The sequence below is a fragment of the Pseudooceanicola sp. DL12 genome, assembly GCF_056270665.1.
Map to the genome: position 1 here is coordinate 3,234,047 of NZ_CM149884.1, position 17,918 is coordinate 3,251,964.

Here is a 17,918-nt window from a genome sequence, read left to right on the forward strand (position 1 = left end):
TATTTTGAACAATTTAGATCAGATTGCAGGTCAAGCCGGAGGACGGAAATGCTGAAGATCGGGATATGTGGCGGTGGCGTCGGAGGGCTTGTCACTGCGCTGGCTTTACTGAAGCAAGGCCACGAAGTGACCGTGTTCGAGCGGACCAAGCAATTCGGCCGTATCGGCGCGGACATCAACCTGACGCCCAACGCGGTCCATGCGCTTGACGGGCTGGGCATCGGCACAGAGCTCCGCAAGACCGCGGCGCGCCCGCGATACCGGATCAGCCGCAACTGGGACAGCGGCGAGGAGACCTCGCGGCTGGACGTGCAGGGCGGCCGCTATGATGCGCCCCAGTTGACGATCCACCGTGCCGACCTGATCGGTGCCCTCGCCGCAGCCCTTCCCGACGGCGTGCTCCGCCTGGGTGCCGGCATCGCCGGCGTGTCCAATACCGAAACCGGCGCCGTGGTGACCCTGGCCGATGGCAGCACCGAGAGTTTCGACCTCGTGGTCGGCGCCGATGGCATCCACAGCGAGGTACGCCGCACCCTCTTTGGCGAGGACGCGCCGAAATTCACCGGGCTGGTCTCATACCGCGCGGTATTTCCACGCGAAAAGGCCGGAGACATTCCGAATCTCGACAGTTTCACCAAATGGTGGGGGCCAAGTTCGGACCGCCAGATCGTCGTCTTCCCGCTTCTGCGTGGCGAGGAGGTGTTCGTCTTTGCGACAACTCCGCAGGCCGACTGGACGGAGGAGGGCTGGACCCTGCCCGGCGACATCGAGGCCCTGCGCGCGGCTTATGCCGATTTTCACCCCGAGGTCCGTGCCCTGCTGAATTGCTGCACCGAGGTAACCTGCTCGGCGCTCCATGTCCGGGAACCCATGGCGCAATGGTCCAAGGGCCACGTCACGATCCTGGGCGATGCCGCACACCCGATGGTGCCCTTCATGGCACAGGGCGCGACAATGGCCATCGAGGACGGCGTGGTATTGTCGCTCGCTCTGGCTGGCGCAGGCCCTGCCGACGTGCCTGCCGCCCTGTCCCGCTACGAAGACGCGCGGCGGGACAGGACCGCAAAGGTGCAAAACGGCTCTCTGGCCAATGAATGGCTCAAGCAACCGGAAAATGCCGACTGGGTCTATGGCTACAAGGCCTGGCAGGCGCTCGACACCACCGAGGCCGCCTGACGCCAGCGCCCCCCCCTCCTGACGCCCCGCCGCTTCCCTTCGCGGCTGGGGCGGCCCTTTTTCCGTGCGGGCGACGGTAGGCCATCGCACCCTTTTCAACCCAACCGGAACAGCCCAGACTGAACCGATCCCCTGCCAATCGGAGCCGGACCCATTCAAGACGCAAGCCCCCAGAAGACCTCCTATGATGTGCCGCCGGTCACCCGGGCCTTTGCCCTGTTGCGCTACATCGCGGCAGGCAACCGCTGTCGCAACATGTCGCGCTCTGCGGCCGACCTCGGGATCAACCGCACCACGCTGATCCGACTGCTGCACACGTTGACACGCGAACAGATGATCGAGGAAGACATCGAGGGCGGCGGCTACGTGCTCTCCTATGGCGTGCTCGACCTGGCCTCGGCGCTGATGGCCAGCCGCGACATCGTCCAGATGGCCCGCCCGCTTCTCAAGCAGCTGGCCCGGGACACCGGCCTTTCTGCCCACCTCGGCGTACTTGCGGGGCGTGAGGTGGTGATCCTCGCCCGTGAAACCCCCGATGTGCAGCTGGTCAGCAACATCCACGTTGGCAGCAGGTTGCCGGCCCATGCCACCGTCGTCGGCCGCATCATCCTTGGGCACCTGCCGCGCGAAGAGGTGCTCGCGCTGCTGGCCGGGCACGATTTCCCCGCGATCACCGATCAGACCTCAACCTCCCTGGACAGCCTGCTGGAACGCATCGCGCTTGATCGTGCCGAAGGACTGGCGTGGTCCGTGGCCTATTTCGAGCCCGGCATCGGGTCTTGCGCCGCGGCCGTTCTGGACGGCTCGGGCCGCGCGGTTGCCGCGATTTCGGTTTCCGGTCAGCAGGCCGCCTTCGAGGCCGACTCCGACAGACACCCTCTGATCGCAAGTGGTGTTCGAGAGGCAGCAGCGCGACTGACCGCCATGATGAGCTGAGCTTGGCGGCCTCAGGCTCCGTCCCAGCCAAGCAGCACCGAAATGCGCCGCGCCGTCGCCAGGAGGTCATCACCCACCCTCTCCGACAACTCCGCCTGCGCCTCGTCGGTGCGGGGCGCGGTGACATTTATCGCGGCCGCCACACGCCCCGTCATGTCGCGCACCCTCGCCGCCGCGGAAATGATGCCGGCCTCGAAATCGCCCGTATGAACAATGACATCCTCGCCCGCATCGGCCTGGGCCTGTTTCAGGATCTTCGGCAACGCCGGCCCCTTGCCCTTGCCCACTGCCCCCCCCTCGGGCCGAAACCGCGCGATCAGCTCGGCCTCGCTCTGATCCGAGAGCAACACCCGCCCCATGGTGGTTGCCCGTGCCGGCAGACGGCTGCCCACCTGCACGATCGAGGCGTCGCGTGCCGGCCCCGGCACCCGCAGCACGTAGAGCACCGCACTCCCGTCGAGCACGCCCAGGTGGGCCGACCAACCGATCCGGTCGCGCAGATGCTCCAGCTCCGGCTGGGCTATCTCCACCACCTCCCGGGTCGCGACATAGCCATAGGTCAGGCGCAAAACGCCGGGACCGAGAGAGTAGAGCTGGCTGCGCTGGTCATGCAGCAGGCAGCCCGCCTCGTTCAGCGTGTAGACGGTGCGAAACGCTGCCGAGCGGGTGATTCCCAGGGCCCGCGCGATATCGCTCAGCGACATTTCAGACCGCTCCGGGGTAAAGAGCTTCAGCGCCGAAAGCCCCCGCAAAAGACCGGGGACCAAGTATCTGTCATCATCGCCTGACGCGCCCATAGGCCTTCGCTCGCTCATTTCCTGTTTTATATGCAAAACGGCGTATGCCATGCAAAACGTCTTGAGGCTAGCCTGTGATCAGACCGAAACACAGCTCCCGAAGGAAAGGACCCGCAGATGACCGTACAGGACAGCGAATTCAAGACGCTCAAGGATGCCCTCAAGGCCCATACCGGCCGCTTTACCGACAAGAAGTTCGACTGGCATGCCTTCCCCTCGAACGACGGCTACGAGGACCTCGCCCGCGCCCAGATGCGCTATATCGGTGCCGGCGGTTCGCCCAAGGTGGGTGATACCTCGACGCTGAAGCCCGATCACTTCACCCTGTCGCTGATCTATAAGGAACCGGGCAAATACGCCGCCTGCCACAGCCACGAGATCGAGGAGAGCTTCCTGATCATCGACGGCGCGCTGATCGTTGGCTGGGAACGTGACGGCGAAGTCGTCGAGGTGAATCTCGGACCCAAGGACATGATCCTGAACGCCCGCGAGATCGGCCACGGTTTCCGTGTCGACGGCGTGGAACCGGTGATGATGTCGATCTCGGTCGACGTGGGCAAGCCGCTGCCTCCGGTCTACCACTATCACCCCAAGGATTGCGCACCGGAACTGGCCCGCACCTTCGGTGCAGAGCCGGTCAAGACCCTGCCTTTCGATCCCGCAGGCGAACACTTCCTTCAGAAGCTGATGGCGAAATACGTCGTGCGCCACTCCGAGCTGGAAACCATCTGGGAAGATGCTGGTTTCACGCGCAAAATCTACTGCGGCCCGGGCGGCGTGGAGACCGACACCGCGCGCAAGGAAATGCTTGGCGTACCGAGCCGCGTGGGTGTAAAACCCTTCGTGCGCGACGTCGAGGATGCCTTCCTGGTGCTCGAAGGCTCGCTGACGGTCGGCTGGGAAGAAGACGGCGAGACCGTCGAGGTGGAACTCGGCCCGCGCGACCTCGTCAAGACGCCCGCCGGCCGCAAGCACTGGTTCCGCAACAATGGCGCAAGTGCCGCCACCGTCTGGTATATCGTCGGTGACGCGGCGCCCGAGAGCGTGACATTCGAAGCCGCGTAAGCCTGTTCGACACAAGAAAACGGGCCGCTCTCCTGCCGGCGGGCGGCCTGATCGCGTCAGGGCTCACCGGGCCCGGAAACGGCGTCCGTTCGCGCCGAATCCCCCAAATGCCAAGTGCCTGAAATCACCGGATTCCAACGTCGGTATCGCGTCGGTATTGCGACGGTGCCATTTCGGGCCGCGCGAGCGCGCCCCGAAGCCTCCGGCGGGGATATTTCTGGCCAGATGAAAGAGCGCCGAGGCTCCCTTGTCATCTGGCCAGAAATATCCCGGGGGTGAGGGCCGCAGGCCCGAGGGGGCAGAGCCCCCTGCCCGGTCCTGTCCGGCCTTGCACCGGACAGTCCGTCACTTGTGAAAAGTCAGTCGGCCGCAGCGTCGGCGCGGCTCTTGCCCGCCACGTTCATCGCCAGGGTCGCGGCCATGAAGCCGTCGAGATCCCCGTCCAGCACCCCGGAGGTATCCGAGGTCTCGTGGTTGGTGCGCAGGTCCTTCACCATCTGGTAGGGCTGCAGCACGTAGGACCGGATCTGGTTGCCCCATCCGGCCGAGCCCTTGTTCTCGTGTGCCTCGTTGATCGCCGCGTTCCGCTTGTCGAGCTCGAGCTGATAGAGGCGCGACTTCAGGGCCTTCATGGCGATGTCGCGGTTCTGGTGCTGGGACTTCTCGGAGGAGGTCACCACGATCCCCGTGGGGTGGTGGGTGATCCGCACCGCGGAGTCGGTGGTGTTCACGTGCTGGCCGCCCGCGCCCGAGGAGCGATAGGTGTCGATACGGATATCGGAGGGGTTGACCTCGATCTCGATATTGTCGTCGACGACCGGGTAGACCCAGACGGAGGCAAAGGAGGTCTCGCGGGTGCCCTTGCCGAAGGGCGAGATCCGCACCAGGCGGTGGACGCCGCTCTCGCTCTTGAGCCAGCCATAGGCGTTATGGCCGGAAATCTTGTAGGCGCAGGACTTGATGCCCGCCTCGGCGCCGGCTTCCTCGGACTGCAGCTCGACCTTGTAGCCGCGCTTCTCGGCCCAGCGGACATACATCCGCTGCAGCATCGCGGCCCAGTCGCAGGCCTCGGTGCCGCCGGCGCCGGCGTTGATTTCGAGGAAGGTGTCGTTGCTGTCGGCCTCGCCGTTCAGAAGCGCCTCGAGTTCCTTCTCGGCGGCCCGGTCGCGCAGGGTCTTCAGCGAGGCCTCTGCCTCGGCGATGACTTCCTGGTCATCCTCCATCTCGCCCAGCTCGATCAGCTCGACGTTGTCCGAGAGCTCCTGCTTGATGGAATCGTGCACGGCGATCTGGTCGACCAGCGCCTGGCGGTCGCGCATCAGGGCCTGGGCCTTGTCGGGATCGTCCCAGAGGTTGGGGTCTTCGACGCGGGCATTGAACTCTTCCAGCCGGTGCTGGGCGGTGTCCCAGTCCATCCGCTGGCGCAGCAGCTCCAGCGACTTCTCGATCTCGGCGACGATGTTCTGGGTCTCGGCGCGCATGGGCCACCTTTCCTGATGAATTGAGTGCCGCCTGATAGACCATGGCCCGCGGACGGGCAAGGGCTGCAAGTGGGGCGTGGGGGCTCTGCCCCCGGCAGGCAGGGCCTGCCTCCCCCGGGATATTTCCGGCCAGATGAGGAGCGCGGCGAAAAGGGGAGCGCGGTGCCCCTCCCCTCTTCATCTTTCCCCGAATGCTCCTGCCCGGGCTGCCATGGGCCCCGGGCAGGCATCAGGGTGGATCAGTAGAGGCCGCCCGAGGAGATCGTGCCGAAGTTGGCCTTGGGCGCGATGGTCGTGGTTTGGCCGGTCGAGGTGGTGATCTGCTGGCCCGCGCGCTGCTGGGCCTCGCTGGCCGCGTCGTAGAGCGGCAGGTTCGAGCCCATGGCGAAGCCGCCGTCGTAGTAGACCCCGAAGACCGGTTCCTCGCCGTCGCGGAAGTATTCCGCCTGGACGTTGGCGCCGGTGGCGTCGTCGGGCAGGCGGGCGCCGGTGTAACGGTCGATCTTGATGAAATGGCCGCCGGGCGGGATCTCGAACTGGCCGCCGCCGTATTTCTTGATCGCCTGGGTCATGAACTGCTGGAAGGCCGGACCGCAGAGCGTGCCGCCATAGCCGCGGCCGCCCAGCATCGGGCGGGGGTTGTCGTAACCGATGTAGCAGCCCGCCACCACGTTGGAGGTGAAGCCGATGAACCAGGCATCGCGCGCGCCGTTGGTGGTACCGGTCTTGCCCGCGGTGGGCACCGGCAGGTTGACAACCCGCGCCGCGGTGCCGCGCTGGACCACGCCCTGCATCATCGATGTGAGCTGATAGGCGGTGATGGCATTCATCACCCGCTGGCGGTTGGAGACCACCATCGGCGCCTCGCCCTCCGGGATGTTGGCATCGTAGCAATCGGTGCAGATCCGGTCCTCGTGCGAGTAGACCGTCTTGCCGTTGCGGTCCTGCACACGGTCGACGAGCGTCGGTTCGACCCGCTCGCCGCCGTTGGCGAACATCGCGTAGGCCGAGACCATCTTGTAGAGCGTGGTCTCCTCGGAGCCGAGTGCATTGGCCAGGTAGGTGCCCATGTCGTCGTAGACGCCGAAGCGTTCGGCGTATTCGGCCACCACGTCCATGCCGACCTCCTGCGCGAGGCGGATGGTCATCAGGTTCCGCGACATCTCGATGCCGGTCCGCAGCGGCGTGGGCCCGTAGAACTTGTTCGAGGAGTTCTTCGGCCGCCAGACACCGTCGGGGGTGTTGATCTCGATCGGGGCGTCGATGACGATCGTCGCGGGGGTATAGCCGCTGTCGAGTGCCGAGGCGTAGACGAAGGGCTTGAAGGAAGAGCCCGGCTGACGCTGGGCCTGGGTGGCGCGGTTGAAGACCGAGCTCTGGTAGGAGAAGCCGCCCTGCATGGCCAGCACGCGGCCGTTGTTGACGTCCATGGCAACGAAGGCGCCCTCGACCTCGGGCACCTGGCGCACCGACCAGTGCGAGAAGCTGCCGTCGCTGTCGCTGGTGACCTCGCGCACGAGGATCACGTCGCCCACATCGAAGTTGTCGTGGAAGTCACCCTTGAGCCACTGGATATCGGAGCGCGGCACCTGGTTTCCGCGGGGATCGTCGCTGTCTACACCCTCGATGCCGAGGGTCAGGTTCTGATCGCCCACTCCGAGCACCACGGCGGGCAGCCACTTGTGCTCGAGGAAGATGTCGCGGGGCACGTCGGTATCGGCAAGCGCCTTGCGCCAGGACGCCTCGTCCGAGAGCGCCGCGGCGGGGATGGTCTTGCCGGTGCCGCGCCAGGTGCCGGACTGCCGGTCGACCCATTCCAGGCGGCCACGCAGGGCCTCTGCGGCGGCCTCCTGCATCTCGGGGTCGATGGTGGCGCGCACGGTATAGCCGCCGGTGAAGAACTCGTCCTCGCCGAAGTCCTTGGACAGCTGGCGGCGGATCTCATCGGTGAAATAGTCGCGCGGCGGCAGGGTGGAGCGGAAGGACGGGAAATCGCCGCCCTGCACCGAGCGGATCGGTTCGTCGATGCTCGCCTGGTAGGTGGCGTCGTCGATATAGCCGTTCTCGTGCATCTCGCGGAGCACGTAGTCGCGGCGGGCCAACAGGCGGTCGTGGTTGCGCACAGGGTGGAAATCCGACGGCGCCTTGGGCATCGAGGCCAGCATGGCGGCCTCGGCGGCGTCGAGATCCTCGAGCGGCTTGTTGAAGTAGGTCTGGGCGGCGGCGGCGACGCCATAGGAGTTCTGGCCGAGGAAGATCTCGTTGAGGTAGAGCTCTAGGATCTGGTCCTTCGACAGGGTTTCCTCGAGCCGGGTGGCCAGGATGATCTCCTTGATCTTGCGCTCGATCTTGCGGTCCCCGTTCAGCAGGAAGTTCTTCATCACCTGCTGGGTGATCGTCGAGGCGCCACGCACGTTGTGGCCACCCGACTTGATCGCGTCGAAGGCGGCCGACATCATGCCGCGGGCGTCATAGCCGTGGTGGATGTAGAAGTTCTTGTCCTCGGCCGAGATGAAGGCCTGTTTCACCAGGTCCGGGATCTCGTCCGCGGGGGCGTAGAGGCGGCGTTCCTCGGCAAACTCGTCGATGATCCGGCCCTGTCCGGAATAGATCCGGCTGATCGTCTTGGGCTGGTACCGGGCCAGGGCCTCGTGGCTGGGCAGGTCGCGGCCATAGATCCAGAAGACCGCGCCGATGGACAGCGCGACCACGACGATGGCCAGGGTTACCAGCGTGAAGATGGCACCGAAGAAGGAAAGGACGAATCTGATCACGTAACGCGCGCCTTGCTATGATTGAGGGCCCATATAGCCCGCAGGTGCCATACGGTCAAAACACATCCCGGTCACATGCCGCTCATGGGCTTTTCCCCGCGTGGCGTCACGGGTGCCGGCGGGCCCCGGAACGCGGCGCTGGCGCCTTCCCGCCGGGCCACGGGACAGGCCGCAAAGGCCGCTTGATCCCACGCCCGGAGCGCGCCAGCATCCCCCAATGGCGGCGCGATCCGCCACGGGCCGCCCGCCCCGACCGGCCAGAAGGCAGGCCCGGCGGATGCGCCCTCATTCCGGAGACTTTCCTTGGCACGACGTGCATTTACCCTTCTTGCGGCGCCGCTGGCCTGCGCCGCCCTCTGGCCGGCCGGCCCCGCCGCGGCGGAGCTCTGCGATTACGCCCCCTCGAAGCTGCTGGGGCGTGGGGCAGACACCCTCGGCACCACCATCGCCACCGGCAGCGAGGCCGGCAGCCGCGCTGCGGGCTATTTCACCCTGGGTCATGACAATGCCGTGAACCTGCACGATGTCGCCGGCGCCAGCTCTGCCGCGACGGCTGCCAGCACCGCCTCCGTCGCGATTTCGGGCACCGCGGGCCTGGTCGGCACCGTGGGCGCCATGCTGAGCGCGCCGGTCACTGCCCTGCTGGGCGGGGTGACCCTGATCGGCATCGGGGCCTTCGAGGGCGCCTGCTACTTCAGCGTCGACAAGGTGACCGATCCCTACGAGGTGCGCACCATCCTGGAGAACGTGGTGGCGCATGATCCCATGCTCTCGATCGAGGCGACGGACGACGGGCTGGCGCTGCTGGTCGCCGCGAGCGACGAGAGCGAGGCGCAAAGCTACCTGCTGCGTGATCTCTACATTTCCGACGGCGCGCTAATGCACAGGAAATTCGGGCGCAACGAGACCCTCGGGCCGATCCTCTACGCCGCACCCGCGGAGACACCGACCACGACAGCGACGGCAGACACGCCCGAAGCCGCTGCCCCGGATCAGTAACCGCTATTGCCGCAACAGCGCCCGGCGGGCCCGGTCCTGCGCGGCCCAGTCGAGCATGGCCTCTGCCACCGCATTCGCCATGCGGGTGCGGAATTCCGGGTCCGTCAGGTTCGCAAGATCCTGCGGGCTGGAGAGAAAGCCTGTCTCGATCAGCACGCTGGGAATATCGGCGGCCTTGAGCACCGAGTAGCCGGCGGCCCGGCGCGGCCGGGTGTTGAGCGGCAGGCCGGCCTGGCCGAGCCCGGCCACGATGGCATCGGCCAGCGCCCGGCTGCGCGGCTGGGTCTCGGTGCGGGCGAGATCCATCAGCACCCCGGCCACCACGTCGTCGCTGCGGCCCAGGTCGACGCCCGCCAGCAGGTCGTCACGGTCATGGCGCTCGGCCAGCTTCTCCGTCGCGGCATCGGTCGCGCTCTCGGAGAGCGTATGCACGGTGGTGCCGCTGGCCCGCCCCTGGGCCAGGGCATCGGCGTGCAGCGAGACGAAGACATCGGCGTTCAGCTGATGGGCCAGGGCGACGCGCCCCTCCAGCGAGACGAAACTGTCGTCGTCACGGGTGAGAAAGACCTCGGCACCCCGGGCCTCGAGCGCGGCGCGCAGGTCCTGACCGAAGCGCAGCATCAGGTCCTTCTCGGCCACGCCCTCGCGTTCGGCGCCCGGGTCGATGCCGCCATGGCCCGGGTCGATCAGCACCCGCAACGGCCCGTCGGCTGCCGGCGGCGGCAGCCGGTGCACCGGCCCGGCCTGCATCCATTTCGCGGGTGGCGGCGTGCCGAGAGCCGCGGCGAACCCGGCGCTGTCGCTGTCGGCGAAACGGGCCGTCAGCCGGGCTTCGCCGGTGCGGGCATCGGTGGTCATCTCCGCCTGTTCGAGAACCAGGGGGCGCTCCAGCGCGAGCACCATGCGCGACCAGCCGGGCCGCACCTGGCCGGCGGCCAGGGCGGTCACGCGCCCCGCCCGGTCGAGCTGGTCGGGCCTGACCGCGGACATGTCGAGATCGTTGAAATCGAGGACCAGGCGCATCGGATCGGCCAGCGCATGGATACGGTAGGGCACCGGCGCACTGAGCTGCAGCGTGATTTGCAGCCCGCCCCAGCGATCATCGACGCGGCTGCGCTCGGGCAGGAGCTCGGCCGCTCCGGCCAGCCCGGCCCACAGAAGCGCACAGGCCGCCACGCCTGTCGCCATCGCCGCTGCCACGCCCGCCCGGATCCGGCCCATAGCTGCTCCCGTCCTGCCATCTGTCTGTTCCCGCCATTGCGCCTGTCGCGGCGCCGGGGCCTGCCTCGCCCAGAGCCTAACCCATCTGCGCGCCTGCAGGAATCCCGCAAATCGACGATAGCCTGCGGCGCACAGGCCTATGCTGGCCCTCATTTCGCTGATAAAATGCCAACGAAATGTCATTACACGCCAGAAAGGCCCGCCATGTCACAGGACAGCCCCAGGGATTCGCGCCGCATCGTCTCCTCCCGCCACCTGGCCGAGGGCGAGGGCTGGGAATCCTCGGAATTCGAGTACGGGCTGATCATCGCCTACAACGCCTTCACCCGCTGGATGCAACGCTGCATGACCGCCGCCGGGATGCCGGAACTGAGCCCTCTGGAGATCCTGGTGCTGCACAACACCAATAGCCGCGACCGGGACAAGCGTCTGTCGGACATCACCTTCCTGCTGAACATCGAGGACAGCCACACGGTGAACTATGCCCTGCGCAAGCTGCTGAAACTGGACCTGCTGGAGAGCGAGAAGCGCGGCAAGGAGGTCTTCTACCGCACCTCGGAAACCGGCCGCGCGCTCTGCCAGACCTATCGCAGGATCCGCGAGCAATGCCTGCTGGAAGGCCAGCCTGCCGCCCTGCGCGGCGAGGCCCTGCGCGAGATCGCCACGGCGCTGCGGCAGATGTCGGGACAGTACGACCAGGCCAGCCGGGCCGCCGCCAGCCTCTAACGCCAGCCTCCGGCCAAGGCCTCCGGCGGGAGTATTTAGGGAAAGATGAAGGAGCGCACCGCCCCCTTTCATCTTTCCGCAAATACGGCGGGGGTGAGGGCCAGGGGCCCGAGGGGGCGGAGCCCCCTCTTAAATTGAATGACTGGGGGGCGAAGCCCCCTCTCAAATTAAATGACTTGGGGGCGAAGCCCTTTCCACTCGAATAGCCCGGGGCCGAGCCCCGCACTTTCCGGCAGACACCGCAGGGGCAGCCCCCCTCTCCCACCTTGTTCCCGGGAGAGGGGAACTGCCCCCACCCCTACCCCATGGCGTTCGGCAGCACCGTGACGATGCCAGGGAAGAGCATGATCAGCAGCACGCCCAGCAGCAGCAGACCGAAGAAGGGCAGCGCGGCCCTTGCGACGCGCAGGATGTCGATGCCGGTCAGCCCCTGGATCACGAAGAGGTTGAAGCCCACAGGCGGCGTGATCTGGCTCATCTCCACCACCAGCACCAGGTAGATGCCGAACCAGAGCGGATCGATGCCCACCGCCTGGACCATGGGCAGGATGATCGAGGTGGTCAGCACCACCACCGAGATCCCGTCGAGGAAACAGCCCAGCACGATGAAGAAGACCGTGAGCACCGCAAGGAGCTGCCAGGGCGAGAGCCCCATGGTGCCGATCCAGGCCGCCAGGTTGCGCGGGATGCCGGTGAAGCCCATGGCGATGGAGAGAAAGGCCGCGCCCAGCAGGATGAAGGCGATCATGCAGGAGGTCTTGGTGGCCGACATCAGCGCCTCGCGGAAATCGGCAAAGGTGAAGCCGCCCGAGGCGAAGGCCAGCACCGTGGCCAGCACCACGCCCACCGCTGCCGCATCCGTGGGCGAGGCGACGCCGGTGTAGATCGAGCCGATCACGCCAGCAATCAGCAGCACCACCGGGATCAGCCGACGCGAGGCGAGGATCTTCTCGCGGAAGGAATACTGCGTGCCCTCGTCGGGGATGCTCTCGGGCGCCATGAGGGCCCGCAGGCCGACATAGCCCGCGAAGAGCAGCACCAGCATGATGCCCGGCAGGATGCCGGCGATGAAGAGGCGGGCGATCGATTGCTCTGTTGCCACGCCGTAGACGATCAGGATGATCGAGGGCGGGATCAGCAGGCCGAGCGTGGCCGAGCCCGCCAGGGTGCCGAGGATCAGGCTCTCGGGATAGCCGCGTTCCTTCAGCTCGGGCACGGACATCCGACCGATGGTGGCCGCGGTGGCCGCCGAGGAGCCGGAGACCGCGGCAAAGATCGCGCAGCCCAGCACGTTGACATGCAGCAGCCGCCCAGGCAGCCGGCCCAGCCAGGGCGCGAGGCCGGTGAACATGTCGTTGGCCAGACGCGAGCGCAGCAGGATCTCTCCCATCAGGATGAAGAGCGGCAGCGCGGCCAGCGTCCAGCTGTGGGAATGCCCCCAGAGCGTGGTGGCGAGTACCAGCCCCTGAGGCGCATTGGCGAAGAAGACGAGCGCCACCAGCGCCAGCGTCAGCAGCGCCACGGCCACCCAGACACCCGCGGCCAGCAGCACCAGCAGAACCGCCAGCAGGATCGAGAAGACGATGGGATCGGACATCAGGCCTCTCCCGCATCGGCGATGACAGGGTGCCCGGCGCGCAGGCTCTCGACCAGGGTATCGAGGAAGGCGACGGTGAGCAGGATCAGGCCTGCGTCCATGGCCAGCTGCGGGATCCAGAGCGGCACGGCAATGATGCCGGTCGACATGTCGCCGTAGTCATAACTCTCCAGCGTCAGCGCCACGGCGTACCAGGCGGCGTAGGCGGTGATCGCCGCGCCCAGCAGCAGCGTCAGCATCTCGAGCAGCCAGGCCTGGCGCTCCGGCAGGCGCGAGATCAGCAGGTTCACCCGGATATGGGCCCCCGCCCGCAGGGTGTAGGCCAGCGCGAGAAAGCTCGCCGCGGCCAGCAGGAAGCCGGCGAAATCGGCATAGGAGGGAATGGTATAGGAATGGCCGGGCCCGCCGAGACGCGCCAGGATGTTCAGGCAGACCTGTGCGGTGACCAGCAGGCAGATCAGCAGGATCGACAGGGCCGCCAGCACGCCGCCGGCGCGATAGAGCATGTCGAGAGAGCGCCGGATCATGGCTTTCCCTTCTGTGGAATGTCGGAAACGAAAGGGGCCGGCGCACGAGGACGCCGGCCCGGGGTCAGGTCAGGCTCAGTTGGCCGCCTGGTAGTTCTGCAGGATGGTATTGCCCGCTTCGCCGGCGCTGGCCTGCCATTTCTCCATCATCTGGGCACCGATGTCCTTCAGGCCCGACATCAGCGCGTCGGAGGGCGCGTTGATCGCCATGCCGTTCTCTTCCATCTCGGCCTTCTTGGCATCGGCTTCGGCGGCGGACATTTCCCAGCCGCGTTTCTCGGCGGCGGCGGCGGCCTCCATCACGGCGGCCTGCTGATCTTCGGGCAGACGGTCGAACATGCGCTTGTTCACCACCACGATGTTCTTCGGCAGCCAGGCATCGACGGCGGTGTAGGTGTCGACGTAATCCCAGGCCTTGGAGTTGGCGCCGGTGGAGGGCGAAGTCATCATCGCCTGCACCTGACCGGTGGAGAAGGCCTGGGCGATATCGGGGGCCTCGACCTGCACCGGTGCGGCCTTGGCGGCCTGGGCAAATTGCTCCAGCGCGGCGTTGTAGGCGCGGAAGCGCAGACCGGCGAGGTCATCGACGCTCTCGATCGCACCGTTGGTATAAAGGCCCTGCGCCGGCCATGGCACCGAGAAGAGCGGCATCAGGTCCTGCTCGGCCAGCAGTTCGGTCACCACCGGCTTCTGCGCCTCCCAGAGCTTGGCGGCCTCCTCGTAGGAGGTGGCCAGGAAGGGCTGGCTGTCGATGCCGAAGGCGGCATCCTCGTTCGACAGGCGCGAGAGCAGGAATTCCCCGATCGGCACCTGGCGCGAGCGCACGGCGTTCTTGATTTCGGCATGCGGGAAGAGCGAACCGGCGGAATGCACCTCGATCACCAGGTCGCCATCGGTCGCCTCGGAGACGTCATCGGCGAACTCGCGGATGTTGACGGTATGGAAGGTCGCATCGCCATAGGGCACCGGCATGTTCCAGGTCTCGGCGAGGGCGGGGGTGGCAAGCATCAGGCCGGTGGCCATGATTGCGGCAGATTTCAGCATTCTATCCTCCTGTGGACGTCTGTCCGGCCCCGGCAGGCTGCCATGGGGGCCTTTTTCTGTTGGCGGCCCGGGCAATCTCTGCAAACCGGGCCATGTTGTTCACCCGGGCCCGACCGGCCCGTTGTCGTTATGGGTATTCTTGTCATTCAATGACATTACGTTGACAATTTGTCAGCGTTTTGCCAACCCTGTCAAGTGAAACTCCCCGCTCCTAAACCCGGGACACGCGAAATGACCGATCCTCAGGCAGAGGCCGACATGCCGACAGACGCCCCTCAGATCCTGCCCCTCGGGCTGGATGCCTGGCTGGTGCGCTTCTCCTCGGCCTTCAGCGAAGCGGCGAATCGCGCGGCCCAGGCCTTTGGCGCCGAGGCGGTGCGGATCGACGGCGTGGAGGAGGTGCTGCCGGCGCTGGCCTCGACCCTGGTACGGATGACGCCCGAGGCGCTGGAGGGCGGCGCGGCCGCCCGGATCGAGGGCGAGGTGGCGGCGCTGCTGCGCGGCCGCGACTGGCTCGCGCTGCCCCCTGCCCCGGCCACGCGGCGCTGGACGCTGCCCGTCAGCTTCGACGCGGCGGATGCGCCGGGCCTGGCCCGTGCCGCGCACCAGCTGGGGCGCTCAGAGACGCAGGCGGTGGAGGAGATCCTGAAGGCCGAGGTGCGGGTGCTGGCCATCGGCTTTGCCCCCGGCCAGCCCTACATGGGGCTGCTGCCGGAGCACTGGGATTTCCCGCGCACCACCGAGCTGACCAAGGAGGTGCCCGCCGGCGCATTGGTGGCGGCGATCCGTCAGCTGGTGCTCTTTGCCAACCCCTCGCCCACCGGCTGGACCCAGATCGGGCGCACCGGCTTTCGCCCCTTCCAGCCCGAGAGCGACACGCCGATGCCGCTGCGGGCGGGCGATGCGGTGCGTTTTGCCCGCGTTTCCGCCGAAGACCTGCACCGCCTGGAGGCCGAGAGCCCGATGGGCGGCGCACGACTGGAGGTGCTGTCATGAGCGGCACGCTGAAGATCGAGGCGGCCGGGCCGCGGATGTCGGTGCAGGACATGGGGCGGCGCGGCTACAGCGCCGAGGGCCTGGCGCGTGGCGGCGCCATGGACCGGCTGGCCCTGATCGAGGCGGCGGCGCTGCTGGGCCTGCCCGGCCCCGTCGCGGGAATCGAGATGCAGGCCATGGGCGGCAGTTTCACCGTGACCGAACCGATGCGCATCGCGCTGACCGGCGCGCCCATGGGCGCCACGCTCGACGGGAGACCGCTGCGCTGGCACGCGGCGCATCCGGTCGCGCCCGGCGAGGTGCTGAAGATCGGCGGTGCGCAATCGGGCACCACCGGTTACCTCACGCCGGGGGGCGGCATCGACACGGCGGAGGTGCTGGGCAGCCGCTCGGCGCATCTGAACTGCCGCATCGGCGCCCTGTTGCAGGCGGGCGACGTTCTGCCCACGGGGCGCGACGCGGATCCTGGCCGGCCCGCCTGTCATATTCCGGCCGACGGCCGCTTCAACGGCGGGCTGCTGCGCGTGGTCGAAGGGCCGCAGACGGCGATCTTTTCCGAAGCGGCGCGCGCCGCCTTCGCGGCGGCCGAGTTCACCCAGGGGCCGCGCAGCAACCGCCAGGCGATGCAGCTGCTGAGCGACGCGGTGCAGGGCAAGAACACCGCCTGGTTCGTCTTTGCCGGCGCACTCGCCTCGGAGCCGATCCAGGTGGGCGACATCCAGATCACCGGCGACGGCACGCCCTTCGTTCTGGGCGCGGAATGCCAGACCATCGGCGGCTATCCCCGCATCGGATCGGTGCACCCGATGGACCAGGGGCGGTTGGTGCAGGCGGGGGCCGGCGCGCGGCTGCGCTTTCGCTTCGTGGCGCGCAAGGAGGCGCTGGCGGCGCTGAAATCGCCGGCGGCACAACTGAAGGCGCTGCGGGGCAAGGTGGCGCCGCTGGTGCGCGACCCCGCCGACATCCAAGACCTGCTGTCCTATCAGCTGATCAGCGGCGTGACCGCGGGGGATGATCTCGACCGCGACGGCTGACCTGGCGGCACACGGCATTACCCTACGTCACAAAACCTTGAGCCGGGCCCTGCCCTCGGACCGGCGGCCTGCCGCGGCCACGCCCCCCCCCTTCCCGCGCGTGTCGCCACCTGGCGCAGCTTACCCAACTCACTGAATTTACGTTAATTTAACCCCCTCGGCCGAATACTGCCGGAACGCGGCGACGACCGTGGCGGGTTTCAGCCAACGGCTGCGGATATCCCAGCTGTGACAATCCGGAATGGCTGACATGCGGAACCGCACCGGGGGCGTCACGTTGACTCTGCGAAGGCCTTTCGGAGGTCCGCTCCGACAGGCAGGCAACGACAGATTGAAAGGACACGCCATGTTGCTATGGACGATTGTTTTCTTTGCTGTTGCCCTGGTCGCCGGCATCTTCGGGTTCACCGGGATTGCGGCGGCTTCTGCGGGGATTGCCCAGATCCTCTGCGTGCTCTTCCTGGCGCTTGGGGCCATTGCCCTGGCCCTGCAGTTCGTCGGGGAACGGGAAGACCAGGCCGAGAAAGAGCACGGCTGACCCCGCGCGCCACCGGGCGCACGACAGCAAGCGAAAGCGCGAAAACGCTGTGACCACACGAAAAATACCCCGTTCGGAGAAACCGGCGGGGTGTTTTCGTGTTTGCTTGTGCCGCCACCGCCCTGCATTCGGAACAACGTGGCGACGGGGCGGCAGGATCGGGCAATCGGCTCTCGATCAGCCCCTCGTTCAGCCCTTGAGCGTTTCCGTCGAGGCGAAGAACATCGCCTGGCTGACGGCCGAACGCACCTGGTCCTCGCGGTAGGGCTTGGAGATCAGGAAGGCCGGTTCCGGCCGTTCGCCGGTCAGCAGCCGTTCCGGGAAGGCGGTGATGAAGATCACCGGCAGTTCGCCGAACTCGCCCAGCAGCTCGTTCACGGCGTCGATGCCGCTGGAATTGTCGGCAAGCTGGATGTCGGCCATGATCAGGTCGGGCTTTTCGGATTTGCCCAGCGCCACGGCTTCCTTGTGGGTGCGGGCCACGCCGGTGATCCGGTGGCCCATCTCGGCGACCAGCGCCTCGAGGTCCATGGCGATGATCGCCTCGTCCTCGATGATCAGAACGCGTCCGGAAATGGCGTCCTCCATCTCCTGGCGGGCGGTGGAGAGCAGCACTTCGACCTCGGCCTCGTCGGTGGACATGATCGCGGCCACTTCGGAAACGTTGAAATCCTCGATGGAGTTCAGCAGCAGCGCCTCGCGGGTGTTGGGGCTGAGCTTGGCCATGTGCTCCTGCGCACGGGCCTCGATCCCGGAGGCCTCGACCGCGACGGGGGCACCGGAACTGGCCCAGATCGTATGGAAAACCTTGAACAATGCGGCCTTGTCGTCGAGCGTGCCGTCAAAGACCGAGCGGTCCTGCAGGATGGCTTCGAGCGTGGCGGCGGCATAGGCATCGCCCGAGCTCTGGGAGCCCGTGAGCGCCCGCGCATAGCGGCGCAGGTAGGGAAGATGCGAACCGATCAGGGTCGCAAGATCCGTAGTGCCGGAAGAGACTGACATTTTAT

The 17,918-nt window shown here is 66.9% G+C and carries 16 protein-coding genes; 8 read left to right on the plus strand and 8 right to left on the minus strand.

What is annotated here, in order from left to right; translation table 11 throughout:
* Nucleotides 1-48: 48 nt before the first annotated feature.
* Nucleotides 49-1,176 carry an FAD-dependent monooxygenase gene (locus tag AC0WR5_RS15015; protein WP_475864299.1) on the plus strand — a complete coding sequence of 376 codons (1,128 nt, stop codon included), beginning with the start codon at nucleotides 49-51 and terminating at the stop codon, nucleotides 1,174-1,176.
* Nucleotides 1,177-1,365: 189 nt separating this feature from the next.
* A complete protein-coding gene (locus AC0WR5_RS15020) occupies nucleotides 1,366-2,112 on the plus strand; it encodes an IclR family transcriptional regulator (RefSeq protein ID WP_475864301.1) in 747 nt (248 codons plus the stop codon).
* Nucleotides 2,113-2,123: 11 nt separating this feature from the next.
* On the opposite strand, the gene AC0WR5_RS15025 is transcribed toward AC0WR5_RS15020, so the two are convergent.
* On the minus strand, nucleotides 2,124-2,879 hold the full coding sequence (locus tag AC0WR5_RS15025) for an IclR family transcriptional regulator (protein WP_475864303.1): 756 nt from the start codon (nucleotides 2,877-2,879) through the stop codon (nucleotides 2,124-2,126).
* A gap of 147 nt (nucleotides 2,880-3,026) precedes the next feature.
* Here AC0WR5_RS15025 and AC0WR5_RS15030 point away from each other — a divergent pair, with 147 nt between their 5' ends.
* Complete coding sequence (locus AC0WR5_RS15030; RefSeq protein ID WP_475864305.1) at nucleotides 3,027-3,974, plus strand: cupin domain-containing protein; 948 nt, start codon at nucleotides 3,027-3,029, stop codon at nucleotides 3,972-3,974.
* Nucleotides 3,975-4,333: 359 nt separating this feature from the next.
* On the opposite strand, the gene prfB is transcribed toward AC0WR5_RS15030, so the two are convergent.
* Together prfB and AC0WR5_RS15040 are read right to left on the minus strand one after the other, a co-directional pair.
* Entirely contained in the window at nucleotides 4,334-5,455 is a 1,122-nt protein-coding gene (gene prfB, locus AC0WR5_RS15035) for a peptide chain release factor 2 (RefSeq protein ID WP_475864307.1), read from the minus strand.
* Nucleotides 5,456-5,694: 239 nt separating this feature from the next.
* The gene (locus AC0WR5_RS15040) at nucleotides 5,695-8,229 is read right to left on the minus strand and encodes a penicillin-binding protein 1A (RefSeq protein ID WP_475864309.1); all 2,535 of its coding nucleotides are present in this window, start codon (nucleotides 8,227-8,229) and stop codon (nucleotides 5,695-5,697) included.
* A 303-nt stretch (nucleotides 8,230-8,532) separates the two neighbouring features.
* On the opposite strand from AC0WR5_RS15040, the gene AC0WR5_RS15045 reads away from it, so the two are divergent.
* A complete protein-coding gene (locus tag AC0WR5_RS15045; RefSeq protein WP_475864310.1) occupies nucleotides 8,533-9,228 on the plus strand; it encodes a hypothetical protein in 696 nt (231 codons plus the stop codon).
* Between the two features lie 3 nt (nucleotides 9,229-9,231).
* On the opposite strand, the gene AC0WR5_RS15050 is transcribed toward AC0WR5_RS15045, so the two are convergent.
* On the minus strand, nucleotides 9,232-10,449 hold the full coding sequence (locus AC0WR5_RS15050) for an N-acetylmuramoyl-L-alanine amidase (RefSeq protein WP_475864311.1): 1,218 nt from the start codon (nucleotides 10,447-10,449) through the stop codon (nucleotides 9,232-9,234).
* A gap of 204 nt (nucleotides 10,450-10,653) precedes the next feature.
* Between AC0WR5_RS15050 and AC0WR5_RS15055 the strand changes: the two genes are divergently transcribed.
* Nucleotides 10,654-11,175 carry a winged helix DNA-binding protein gene (locus AC0WR5_RS15055; RefSeq protein WP_475864312.1) on the plus strand — a complete coding sequence of 174 codons (522 nt, stop codon included), beginning with the start codon at nucleotides 10,654-10,656 and terminating at the stop codon, nucleotides 11,173-11,175.
* Between the two features lie 298 nt (nucleotides 11,176-11,473).
* Here AC0WR5_RS15055 and AC0WR5_RS15060 read toward each other — a convergent pair whose 3' ends face one another.
* From AC0WR5_RS15060 to AC0WR5_RS15070, 3 genes are all read right to left on the minus strand, one after another.
* Nucleotides 11,474-12,772, minus strand: a complete 1,299-nt coding sequence (locus tag AC0WR5_RS15060; RefSeq protein ID WP_475864313.1) for a TRAP transporter large permease — start codon at nucleotides 12,770-12,772, stop codon at nucleotides 11,474-11,476.
* Nucleotides 12,772-13,299 (minus strand): TRAP transporter small permease, encoded by a 528-nt coding sequence (locus AC0WR5_RS15065; RefSeq protein ID WP_475864314.1) that lies wholly within the window; start codon nucleotides 13,297-13,299, stop codon nucleotides 12,772-12,774. The genes AC0WR5_RS15060 and AC0WR5_RS15065 overlap by 1 nt, the downstream gene beginning before the upstream one ends.
* Nucleotides 13,300-13,374: 75 nt before the next feature.
* Nucleotides 13,375-14,343: a TRAP transporter substrate-binding protein gene (locus tag AC0WR5_RS15070; protein WP_475864316.1), complete on the minus strand. Its 969-nt coding sequence runs from the start codon at nucleotides 14,341-14,343 to the stop codon at nucleotides 13,375-13,377.
* A gap of 231 nt (nucleotides 14,344-14,574) precedes the next feature.
* On the opposite strand from AC0WR5_RS15070, the gene AC0WR5_RS15075 reads away from it, so the two are divergent.
* The 3 genes from AC0WR5_RS15075 to AC0WR5_RS15085 all read left to right on the plus strand — a co-directional run bounded on the left by AC0WR5_RS15075 (nucleotide 14,575) and on the right by AC0WR5_RS15085 (nucleotide 16,911).
* On the plus strand, nucleotides 14,575-15,339 hold the full coding sequence (locus AC0WR5_RS15075) for a 5-oxoprolinase subunit B family protein (RefSeq protein ID WP_475864318.1): 765 nt from the start codon (nucleotides 14,575-14,577) through the stop codon (nucleotides 15,337-15,339).
* Entirely contained in the window at nucleotides 15,336-16,373 is a 1,038-nt protein-coding gene (locus tag AC0WR5_RS15080) for a 5-oxoprolinase subunit C family protein (RefSeq protein ID WP_475864319.1), read from the plus strand. The genes AC0WR5_RS15075 and AC0WR5_RS15080 overlap by 4 nt, the downstream gene beginning before the upstream one ends.
* Before the next feature lie 346 nt (nucleotides 16,374-16,719).
* Nucleotides 16,720-16,911: a DUF1328 domain-containing protein gene (locus AC0WR5_RS15085; protein WP_475864321.1), complete on the plus strand. Its 192-nt coding sequence runs from the start codon at nucleotides 16,720-16,722 to the stop codon at nucleotides 16,909-16,911.
* A gap of 189 nt (nucleotides 16,912-17,100) precedes the next feature.
* Here the strand turns inward: AC0WR5_RS15085 and AC0WR5_RS15090 are convergent, their stop codons facing one another.
* Entirely contained in the window at nucleotides 17,101-17,913 is an 813-nt protein-coding gene (locus AC0WR5_RS15090) for a response regulator (RefSeq protein WP_475864323.1), read from the minus strand.
* Between the last annotated feature and the right edge of the window lie 5 nt (nucleotides 17,914-17,918).

Coding starts and splice junctions, on each gene's coding strand:
- AC0WR5_RS15015 (WP_475864299.1), top strand. CDS start 49: ATGCTGAAGATCGGGATATGTGGCGGTGGCGTCGGAGGGCTTGTCACT.
- AC0WR5_RS15030 (WP_475864305.1), top strand. CDS start 3,027: ATGACCGTACAGGACAGCGAATTCAAGACGCTCAAGGATGCCCTCAAG.
- prfB (WP_475864307.1), bottom strand. CDS start 5,455: ATGCGCGCCGAGACCCAGAACATCGTCGCCGAGATCGAGAAGTCGCTG.
- AC0WR5_RS15050 (WP_475864311.1), bottom strand. CDS start 10,449: ATGGGCCGGATCCGGGCGGGCGTGGCAGCGGCGATGGCGACAGGCGTG.
- AC0WR5_RS15055 (WP_475864312.1), top strand. CDS start 10,654: ATGTCACAGGACAGCCCCAGGGATTCGCGCCGCATCGTCTCCTCCCGC.
- AC0WR5_RS15060 (WP_475864313.1), bottom strand. CDS start 12,772: ATGTCCGATCCCATCGTCTTCTCGATCCTGCTGGCGGTTCTGCTGGTG.
- AC0WR5_RS15065 (WP_475864314.1), bottom strand. CDS start 13,299: ATGATCCGGCGCTCTCTCGACATGCTCTATCGCGCCGGCGGCGTGCTG.
- AC0WR5_RS15070 (WP_475864316.1), bottom strand. CDS start 14,343: ATGCTGAAATCTGCCGCAATCATGGCCACCGGCCTGATGCTTGCCACC.
- AC0WR5_RS15075 (WP_475864318.1), top strand. CDS start 14,575: ATGACCGATCCTCAGGCAGAGGCCGACATGCCGACAGACGCCCCTCAG.
- AC0WR5_RS15080 (WP_475864319.1), top strand. CDS start 15,336: ATGAGCGGCACGCTGAAGATCGAGGCGGCCGGGCCGCGGATGTCGGTG.
- AC0WR5_RS15085 (WP_475864321.1), top strand. CDS start 16,720: ATGTTGCTATGGACGATTGTTTTCTTTGCTGTTGCCCTGGTCGCCGGC.
- AC0WR5_RS15090 (WP_475864323.1), bottom strand. CDS start 17,913: ATGTCAGTCTCTTCCGGCACTACGGATCTTGCGACCCTGATCGGTTCG.